Annotated in this window: 12 protein-coding genes; 6 read left to right on the forward strand and 6 right to left on the reverse strand. The window is 53.9% G+C overall.

Annotation, left to right across the window (positions count from 1 at the left end):
- Positions 1–22: 22 nt before the first annotated feature.
- From ubiE to mscL, 4 genes are all read left to right on the forward strand, one after another.
- On the forward strand, positions 23–727 hold the full coding sequence (gene ubiE, locus V6D20_21780; GenBank protein HEY9818414.1) for a bifunctional demethylmenaquinone methyltransferase/2-methoxy-6-polyprenyl-1,4-benzoquinol methylase UbiE: 705 nt from the start codon (positions 23–25) through the stop codon (positions 725–727).
- 127 nt (positions 728–854) lie between these two features.
- The gene (locus tag V6D20_21785) at positions 855–2,087 is read left to right on the forward strand and encodes a DUF445 family protein (GenBank protein HEY9818415.1); all 1,233 of its coding nucleotides are present in this window, start codon (positions 855–857) and stop codon (positions 2,085–2,087) included.
- 100 nt (positions 2,088–2,187) lie between these two features.
- Positions 2,188–3,540: a Ycf66 family protein gene (locus V6D20_21790; GenBank protein HEY9818416.1), complete on the forward strand. Its 1,353-nt coding sequence runs from the start codon at positions 2,188–2,190 to the stop codon at positions 3,538–3,540.
- A 201-nt stretch (positions 3,541–3,741) separates the two neighbouring features.
- Positions 3,742–4,185: a large conductance mechanosensitive channel protein MscL gene (gene mscL, locus V6D20_21795; protein HEY9818417.1), complete on the forward strand. Its 444-nt coding sequence runs from the start codon at positions 3,742–3,744 to the stop codon at positions 4,183–4,185.
- A 535-nt stretch (positions 4,186–4,720) separates the two neighbouring features.
- Here mscL and V6D20_21800 read toward each other — a convergent pair.
- Entirely contained in the window at positions 4,721–4,873 is a 153-nt protein-coding gene (locus tag V6D20_21800) for a hypothetical protein (GenBank protein HEY9818418.1), read from the reverse strand.
- Between the two features lie 2 nt (positions 4,874–4,875).
- Between V6D20_21800 and V6D20_21805 the strand changes: the two genes are divergently transcribed.
- A complete protein-coding gene (locus tag V6D20_21805) occupies positions 4,876–5,307 on the forward strand; it encodes a hypothetical protein (protein HEY9818419.1) in 432 nt (143 codons plus the stop codon).
- Between the two features lie 101 nt (positions 5,308–5,408).
- Here the strand turns inward: V6D20_21805 and V6D20_21810 are convergent, their stop codons facing one another.
- From V6D20_21810 to V6D20_21830, 5 genes are all read right to left on the reverse strand, one after another.
- The gene (locus V6D20_21810) at positions 5,409–5,750 is read right to left on the reverse strand and encodes a hypothetical protein (protein ID HEY9818420.1); all 342 of its coding nucleotides are present in this window, start codon (positions 5,748–5,750) and stop codon (positions 5,409–5,411) included.
- Between the two features lie 178 nt (positions 5,751–5,928).
- Positions 5,929–6,417, reverse strand: a complete 489-nt coding sequence (locus V6D20_21815) for a molybdenum cofactor biosynthesis protein MoaE (GenBank protein HEY9818421.1) — start codon at positions 6,415–6,417, stop codon at positions 5,929–5,931.
- Positions 6,418–6,493: 76 nt separating this feature from the next.
- Positions 6,494–6,628, reverse strand: coding sequence for a hypothetical protein (locus tag V6D20_21820; GenBank protein ID HEY9818422.1), 135 nt, complete (start codon positions 6,626–6,628; stop codon positions 6,494–6,496).
- 204 nt (positions 6,629–6,832) lie between these two features.
- The gene (locus V6D20_21825) at positions 6,833–7,198 is read right to left on the reverse strand and encodes a hypothetical protein (protein HEY9818423.1); all 366 of its coding nucleotides are present in this window, start codon (positions 7,196–7,198) and stop codon (positions 6,833–6,835) included.
- 3 nt (positions 7,199–7,201) lie between these two features.
- Complete coding sequence (locus V6D20_21830) at positions 7,202–8,203, reverse strand: aspartate carbamoyltransferase catalytic subunit (GenBank protein HEY9818424.1); 1,002 nt, start codon at positions 8,201–8,203, stop codon at positions 7,202–7,204.
- On the opposite strand from V6D20_21830, the gene rimM reads away from it, so the two are divergent.
- Positions 8,202–8,753: ribosome maturation factor RimM (rimM, locus tag V6D20_21835; GenBank protein HEY9818425.1), on the forward strand; the 552-nt coding region annotated here is incomplete at its 3' end. The genes V6D20_21830 and rimM overlap by 2 nt on opposite strands.

Below are 8,753 nucleotides of genomic sequence, written 5' to 3' on the forward strand. Positions count from 1 at the left end.
AGATATATACCAGGGTTGGTCTATGAGGTCTCCGGTGGCTCCCGACGGCGTCCAGGCATTGTTTAACCGGATTGCTCCCGTCTACGATCAGTTAAATGATGGTCTAAGTCTAGGCCTACATCGGGTCTGGAAGCTGATGGCCGTTCAATGGAGCGGGGCAACGCTAGGTGCAACCTGTCTTGATGTATGTTGCGGCAGTGGCGATGTCACCCAGCTTTTAGCCCAGCAGGTGGGCCCCAGCGGTCATGTATTTGGGGTTGATTTTGCTGCCTCTCAATTAGCGATCGCCCAACAGCGCAACGATCAGCGGCGATCGCCCTTACCGATTACCTGGGTGGAAGGCGATGCGCTCCATCTGCCCTTTGACGACAGCACCTTTGATGCAGCCACCATGAGCTATGGGCTACGCAACGTCGCTTCTATTCCCGATAGTTTACAGGAACTGCACCGCGTTCTGAAGCCCGGCGCAACGGTGGCTATCCTAGATTTCCATCGTCCTAGCAGTGACCTCATGCGGCAGTTCCAACACTGGTACTTGGCCACCGTGGTGGTACCCATGGCCAAAGATTTAGGCATGGAAGATGAGTATGCCTACTTAGCCCCCAGCATCGATCGCTTTCCCGTGGGAGCAGAGCAGCGGGCGATCGCTTACCAGGTTGGCTTTCGTCAGGCGATCCATTACGCGATCGCTGGCGGATTGATGGGTGTCTTGGTCGCAACTCGGTGAATCACGCCAGCGCGGGTCAAAAATCGCCATTTGGATAGAAGACAGGGCCCTCGTCAAAAATGATAGGGTAGGCGTAGAGGTGCCTTGTCAATAAGACACCCGTTTATCCCGATCGCCTCTTTTGCCCTTGGACGCTTCCACCCTACTGCTGATTGCCGCACCTCCCGTTGTGGGGGGCATCATTGGCTATTTCACCAATGATCTAGCCATCAAAATGCTGTTTCGTCCCTATCGTCCCCTCTACATCGCCGGACGACGATTGCCCTTTACCCCAGGCTTGATTCCCAGCAACCAAGAACGGCTAGCCAAGCGGATCGCCGATACCATTATGGGGTCGTTGCTGACGCCAGCAGAGCTGCAAAACCTAGCGCGGCGCTTATTGCAAACGGAGCGGATGCAGTCGGCCATTCTCTGGCTGCTGCGGCTGGCCCTAGAACAGCTCCAGGCCCGAGATGATCGGGGTACTAGCAAAATTGTCGCCAATATCCTGCGGGATTTATTGGGGCGATCGCTCCTGCGCTTGGTGCGAGTTTGGGCCAGACAGGAAGACTTCCTAGCCCCGCAGCTCAACCAGATTTTTGACCAAGTGTTGCTAGAGTTTCAGCTCTCCGACATGCAGGCAGACCAACTGTCCGACTGGCTGCTGAACGTGGTGCTGCCCCCGGATGTTCTGCGAGTGACCCTGATCGACTTCCTCACCGATCGCAACATTCAGGTGATCGACGAAGGCTTTCGCGAAAAAACCAGCGGTACTTACTGGGTGGTCGCCAATCTATTTGGTCTACGCAATACCCTCACCCGCCTACGTACCTACTGCCTCGATGAAAAAGAGGCCACCAATACCCGCATCACCGAGCTCATTCAGGCCTTAGGCATTAAAGGGCGGTTGACCGAGTGGCTGCAAAACCTCTCCATGCAAAACCTGCCAGTTTCCACGGTGCGCAGACTGCGCAGCACCATGCGCGAGACGGTGCGCGACTATGTGAGCAATCGGGGTGCCGATCTCTTGGAAGGTCTGGGCGAGTCGGTCGATTGGGATAGCACCGCCGACCTACTGCTCAATCGCTTGCAAACCTCCGATGCCGTCTATAAGTCCCTAGAACCCGTGAGCCAAGAACTGGCGCTGGTGCTAGAGCAATATCTAGAACGCGATTTAGAAAACATTGTGGCCCAGGCTATTCCCATTCTTGATATCGACCAAGTGATCATCGATCGGGTGCGCGCTACCTCCCCGCGAGACTTGGAACTTGCCATTCAAGGCATTGTCCGCAATGAACTGCAAGCGATCGTCAACCTAGGCGGGATCCTCGGTTTCACCATCGGTCTCTTCCAAGCGGTGATCCTCTATTTCCGTGGATGATCAATCCTCGTGATTCGTGCAAGGGCCAGGCAAAATAGAGATAGACTGGGACGTTGCCCTTAGGGCTTGAGTCGTCCGTTGCTGCATCGAGGATGCCGATATGTTTGCGTATGGTTTAGCGATACTAGTGGGTTTGGGAAGCCTGACATTTTACATGGCGGCCTTTTTCATCCCAGAAGTGCATCGCCGTCAAGATATAGCTTGGAGCGGCGTCGGCATGTTCTATGCCTTGGCGCTGTGGATTTATGGCGATCGCCTCCAGGGTGGCCTACTAGTGGGGCAAACAGCCAGCGTGGTGCTCTTGCTCTGGCTGGGGTGGCAATTGCTGATCCTGCGCCGACAAACCACCCCCCTTGAGCAACAAACCGACTTGCCAGACGGCGCTGCCGTGATTCCAGGATTGGAGCGCCAACCTGCAGCATCAGCTCGGCAACCGACTCGCCAGACCAGCAAGCAGTCCAGTAAGCCATCCAGCGAGCAGTCCGCTAAGCAGTCTGCCCAAAAGACTACACCAGTCACAACTACCCCATCGGCTCAACCGGCCCCGTCAGCCAGTCCAGCCGCGCCAGTTGCCGATACCTCGACCACCGACACTCCTCCCGCAGCAACCCATGTTGCCCCTGGTGACCCCACCACCGTCGAGTCTGCCGCTGTGCCAATCGCTGCGGCAGCGATCGCCCCTGCCCCTGCCGCCCCACCAGAGGCTATCCCTCCCACTCCATCAGCGGCCACCCCATCGCCCTCATCAGAAGCTATTCCATCAAAACCAGCCCCATCACCATCACAACCTATCCAGGCGGAACCTATTCAGCCAAACGCTACCCCATCCGAACCGACGCCATCAAAATCGACCCAAGCTCCCAAACCAGAGACAGCCACCAGTCCATCCCCCAGCTCTGAAAAACCAGATGCGAAGGCTTCCCAGATCGAATCCCGTCCCGAAGCATCCCCAGCACCAGCTTCCCAGCCGCGAGCGCCCCAGGCGAACCAACGCCCACCTCAGCGATCCAACTCAACTCCCCCACCCTCTCGTCCCTCCAGCCCAGCCAGACCACCTCAGCCGACACCCCAAGCTGCCCGCAAACCCGACCCGTCTGCTACTAAAGCTGCGGAAACGCCTCAACCAACGCCCCAGTCCCAAGCACCTGCTCCAGCACCTCAGCCCCAAAAAGCACCGGGGCCCATGGGTCGCCTGAAAAACCTATTTCGGCGTCCCGCACCAGCAAAATCATCTGCTAAGGCGTCTTCATCCGTTGGGGAGATTGAGGAACTCGAAGAAGGTTGGGATGATTGGAACGAAGCACCACCCTCACCAGCACCCACCAGCGATCGCCGGGATCCATCCCGTGCGCCCACAGGCGATCGCCCCCCGAAGGTCTTGCAAGCTGAACTAATTTCCCAGAAAGACGACGTTTCCTTACCTTCACCCTACGAGGAAGAATCCAGTATTTGAGAGCGATCGCTCTCAAATATCTGGAGATAACAAGATGTCATCGAGACTATCCTAGCTATCCCCGATCTCACCTAGTCCACCATCCTCCTATCGTCTCTAGCTCTCCTGCATCCAGTTCCTAGGATTTCCTGACATTTGTCCTGATCTCGCCTACTATTGTCTCGATATCAAACCCTGGCAACCTAAGGAGATACAACTCTTATGAGCATTCGGCGTGGACGACAGGCCACTAGTGGCTTTTTCTCAGATTTTCGCGATTTCATCATGCGGGGCAACGTCATCGATCTCGCTGTAGCGGTGATCATTGGCGGTGCCTTCGGCAATGTGATTAATTCCCTCGTAGCAGACATTTTGACGCCTGCTATTCTCAATCCAGCCATGCAAGCAGCAGGCGTAGATAAACTAGCAGACCTGAGTGCAGCAGGTATTCAGTATGGTCTGTTCCTAGCAGCCATCATTAACTTTGTGGTCATTGCCTTCTGTATGTTCTTGGTGGTGCGATCGTTTACGGCGATGAAAAATCGCGTGAAGCGAGCGGAAGAGGTTGAAGCAGCAGAAGCCCCACCAGATCCTGCCATCGTAGCCCAAGAACGTCTAACCCAGGCAATTGAACGATTAACCAGCGTCATGGAACGCCCCCAGTAGGTTAGAACCGCAAAGCGATCGCTCTTTATTCAACATCTAGAGGGCGATCGCTCATGGCATGTTGCGAAGTGTTGCATTTACTCCTCGGATCATGATAGTAAGCTATTCATAGAACAGACGCCACAAAGCGTAGCTTCTACTTATCTTGCTGGATCAACACTTATGACGAATTCGTCTCGACCAAGACTCTATACTCGAAGAACCAAATGGTATAACTTAGCTTACCTAGTATTGATTACTCTCATATGGAGCACGGTGGTCATCACGCCAAGTCCCTCTATTCCAGGAGTTATTTTAGGCAGCATCATACCCGTGACGGGAGTCGCAGCCATCGTTGGAATCATCTTAGATAAAGCCTGGGCAAAGTGGGCAGCGATCGCCGCCTATGGCTTCTTGAGCTTCATCCTCATTGCAGGATTTGTGTCTTCCTTCCTACAACCTAGTCTAGCTAGTACCCTTGGCGACGATGGGCTCAGAGCTTCTAGAATCATGATGCTTCTCATCCTCGCTGTCACGCTTCTAGGCATAAATTCACTCATGAAGAAACGACCTGCTGCCCCGGTCTGAGGAGCTGTGAATGCTCAGCAGGACTGGGTTGATAAGGGAGGCGATCGCTCTTGACATGACTATCTAGGGGGCGATCGCTCATGGTATGTTGCGAAGACAGTTCATCTAATTCTAAGCTCATCTATGACAAATTCTTCTCAGCCAAAGCTCTATACTCGCACGACGAAATGGTACAACCTAGCTTATCTGGCATTCATTGCTTTTACATCGAGCACGCTGGTGATCACAACTGTTTGGGGCACGTATGAAGACACAGACGTCTCTGGTGTAGAAGTCGTTCGTTCTGGTGCCATGGCAGTAGTGGGAATTGCCGCGATCGTTGGCATTAGCTTAGATAAATCCTGGTCAAGATGGGCAGCGATCGCTACCTATGGCTGCTTCATCTTTATACTGATTGAGGGATTCGTAAATTCTTTGCTGGCAGACTCTGCTCTGACGATGGCTCTTAACTCAAGTGCGCTCATAGCTTTTAGAGGCTTGCGAATAGTCATGATCATCCCAGCGCTGGTGGGCGTTGGTTTGCTGATGGACAAACGATCTGCTGACCATGCCTAAGGATATGTGAATGCTCAATGGAGCTGGGTTGGGGAGGGAATGCCACCCCTTGGTGTGCAGGGTGGCGATCGCAACTGTACACCAAGAGAACAGTGCATCGCTCAGAAAGGCATTCTGCCTGAAGACAGCATTTTATAACCCCCGGTCATCGCCACCAAAGCGACAAAAAACTGCCAGAGACTGGTTGGGTTCAGAATTGCTCGACTACTTGCAAAAACACAAATGATGCCGGCCGCCACAAAAACCCAGCCAATGCTTTTAGCACCCAAAGGTAAGACCACCAAAGCCAAAACGCCTACAACGAGAAGCAGGATGGATAAATCGGCTGCAATACCTCTCCAAAAATAGGGCGAGACGTTCGTGGTGAAAAAGATATTTCTTCCCAGAAAGTAAATTCCCAGCAACAGCAGCGCAAAGCCTATCAGTTGAACTAAAAATCTCATGGCGGTGTCTCGCAGTTAACAACGTATAAACATGGTGATCCTCAGGCAAGGTAAGTGAAGCGCTTAGTATTTGCGCCCCAATATATATTCTACAGGCTGGGCTGGCGGAGAGCGATCGCTTTCCTACTTGATGCACGCTAGGTTAGGATACCGGATATGATCAAAGATAGGGGATTCATTAACAGACCCCATCCCCTTGCTCACAGGCACCAATACTCACCCAACTACTGGATCCATCAGCCCAATGTTCCTTTTTCCAGATAGGAGCATTATGTTTGAGCGTATCGATCGCATATTGACAAGCCGCAAACGCCTCGGAACGATGGGGGCTGCCAACGGCTACCAAGACACTAATATCGCCTACCGCCAAACGTCCTGTGCGATGGTAGATCACGCTATGGGTGACGGGCCAACGCTGGCGAATATCGGCGGCGATTTGCTGAAAAACACGAATAGCCATCGGCTCATAAGCTTGGTATTCCAGCGCCACCACTGGACGTCCCTCAGTTTGATTGCGCACCATGCCGCTCATCACCACAATCGCCCCATTGGCTCCATCATCGGCTAAGCCGTAGACCTCATCTAGGGACAGCGGCGCAAAGGTGATCGCAACGTGATCACCCTCCAGGGTGGGAGCTTGAAGTAGTTGAGATCGAGATATATCCATCGACAATAGCCTAGAGCGCAATACAATTATTATTGTGCGCTATTCTACCCTGAGCTATGGAGAAGGAGGGTGCTGGTTAGAAGCCTAGGACACAGGTGATCGTTTTTTGCCCTTGGCGTTTACAGGTTTCCATCCGCCCTTGCGCATGAACCACCAATCCAGCAATCGCAACGACTACAATCACAAACACAATGAGGCCACTGTCCTTCATTTCTTTTCTCCTCTGGGATTGATTGCCATAGCCAACAGATAGAACCTCATCGCTGTATCAGGTGAGAAACCTGGCATCTAGGAAGTGCCTTGCTGGCAAGAGCGTTGTTTTCAGATTCAATATCGAGTGGTTATCCGCTGTTCAGTCTTACATTACCCGGTTATCGATCACGACTCACATTCTCCGTCAATCTATGGAGCCTAGTCAGGGATGTTGAGCCAGGATCGCGTCGGGAATGGCGAGGATATGGAAGTAGGCCAATCCAAGAATGAGGACAGTGTAGGCGGTGGAAAGCCCCAAACTGATCAATAGAGCGCGTTTGGGATTGGAGGTTTCTGGCTGCCCGACGAAGCCGGTTGCGCCCCATTGCATCATCACAATGCCTAAGACATTGGATAGCCAGTAGCCAAGGGCGGTAGCGGGGAGAAACCAGGCGGGGTTGAGCCAACTGGCTGCATAGCCCACGACGTAGGCGATCGGCAGGTTAAAAAACAAGTCATTCCACCACGATAGGGGCGATAGCATATACCCCAGACCTACCAAGCCGCTGTTCCATAAGTTTCTGAGCATGGCTCACTCCTGTCCGCTTCCCATTAAATAGAGTAGCGCCATGCGGATAGCGACGCCGCTGGTTACTTGCTGGGGAATTAAACTGAGGAGCGGATCGTCCATTAGGTCGGAGCTAATTTCTACCCCACGGTTGACGGGCCCGGGATGGAGCAGGCGCACACTCGGCTTGCATAACTGGAGGCGATCGCGGGTGAGACCAAACTGCTGATGGTATTCTCGCAGACTGGGCAAGAGATGTTGGGTCATGCGTTCTTTTTGCAGCCGGAGAGTCATGACAAAGTCGGCTTGATCTAAGGCGGGTTCTAGATCCCAGTGCAGCGTGATGCTGCGAGGCAGATCGGTGGCTGCGGCGATCATCTCGGCAAAGTAGGAGGGTAGGAGAGTGGGTGGTGCAGCAAGGTGAACATCGGCACCGCTAGCGGTCAGGCTCCAAAGGTTCGATCGCGCCACCCGTGAGTGTAGAATATCGCCAACGATGGCAATTTTCTTGCCCTGCAACTGTTCCAGCCGAGGCTCATCGGCATCTAAGCAGCAGCACATGGTAAATAAATCCAGCAGCGCTTGGGAGGGATGCTCGTGCTGGCCATCGCCGGCATTGAGAACGCCCACTTGGGTGCCGAGGCGCTCCATCTCCTGGGCGATCGCCGTCGGCACGCCGGCATCCCGATGGCGAATCACCATCAAATCGGTGCCCATGGCTAGATAGGTTTTGGCGGTATCGAGAATCGTTTCCCCTTTGGTTAGCGATGACGTACCGGGGGCAAAGTTGAGAATGTCAGCAGAGAGGCGTTTGGCGGCAAGCTCAAAGCTGCTGCGGGTGCGAGTGGAGGATTCAAAAAACAGATTGGCAACCACTTTACCCTGCAGGGCGGGTACCTTTTTGGTGCGGCGCGACAAAACCTCACGGAAGCTGACGGCCGTTTGTAAGATGGTGTTGTATTCCGCCGGGGTGAAGTCCGCTAGCGAAAGAATGTGACGACGAGTCCAATCTGGTGAAGGAGGCATGTATCTTAATCAATGGGGCCATCAGCAGGAGGAAGATTTATCCCCTAGAGATTATGTCACGCAAGGGGCGATCGCTCCACCCTCTCCCTCTACCCTCCCCGTTGTTGTCCCATTCCTCTTCTCCTCGTCTCTTATGCCCAACCCTTCTGACTGGATTGAAATTGGCAAAATCGTCGCGCCCCAAGGGCTCGTCGGCGAACTGCGCGTTTACCCAAGCTCCGACTTCCCTGAACGGTTTCTTGAGCCGGGGCAACGCTGGATGCGATCGCCCAAGGGGGGAGACCCTACCCTGGTGCATCTGCAGTCTGGGCGCTATGTGGAGGGCAAGAATCTCTATGTCATTCGTCTAGAAGGCATCACCAGCCGCGCCCAAGCAGAAACCCTGCGCGACTATGAACTGCTGGTGCCTGAGAGCGATCGCCTCCCTCTCGCCCCCCATGAATTTCATGTGGCAGATTTGATTGGACTGACCGTGGTTGACCAGCACAGCCAGGATCTGGTGGGCACCGTCGTAGATGTGATGTCTACCGGGCATGACATGTTGGTGGTG

This window comes from Candidatus Obscuribacterales bacterium, from assembly GCA_036703605.1.
GTDB lineage: Bacteria > Cyanobacteriota > Cyanobacteriia > RECH01 > RECH01 > RECH01.

What these genes read in the sequence shown, in the direction of transcription:
- ubiE (HEY9818414.1), top strand. Translation starts at nt 23, where the DNA reads ATGAGGTCTCCGGTGGCTCCCGACGGCGTCCAGGCATTGTTTAACCGG.
- V6D20_21790 (HEY9818416.1), top strand. Translation starts at nt 2,188, where the DNA reads ATGTTTGCGTATGGTTTAGCGATACTAGTGGGTTTGGGAAGCCTGACA.
- mscL (HEY9818417.1), top strand. Translation starts at nt 3,742, where the DNA reads ATGAGCATTCGGCGTGGACGACAGGCCACTAGTGGCTTTTTCTCAGAT.
- V6D20_21800 (HEY9818418.1), bottom strand. Translation starts at nt 4,873, where the DNA reads ATGAGCTTAGAATTAGATGAACTGTCTTCGCAACATACCATGAGCGAT.
- V6D20_21805 (HEY9818419.1), top strand. Translation starts at nt 4,876, where the DNA reads ATGACAAATTCTTCTCAGCCAAAGCTCTATACTCGCACGACGAAATGG.
- V6D20_21810 (HEY9818420.1), bottom strand. Translation starts at nt 5,750, where the DNA reads ATGAGATTTTTAGTTCAACTGATAGGCTTTGCGCTGCTGTTGCTGGGA.
- V6D20_21815 (HEY9818421.1), bottom strand. Translation starts at nt 6,417, where the DNA reads ATGGATATATCTCGATCTCAACTACTTCAAGCTCCCACCCTGGAGGGT.
- V6D20_21820 (HEY9818422.1), bottom strand. Translation starts at nt 6,628, where the DNA reads ATGAAGGACAGTGGCCTCATTGTGTTTGTGATTGTAGTCGTTGCGATT.
- V6D20_21825 (HEY9818423.1), bottom strand. Translation starts at nt 7,198, where the DNA reads ATGCTCAGAAACTTATGGAACAGCGGCTTGGTAGGTCTGGGGTATATG.
- V6D20_21830 (HEY9818424.1), bottom strand. Translation starts at nt 8,203, where the DNA reads ATGCCTCCTTCACCAGATTGGACTCGTCGTCACATTCTTTCGCTAGCG.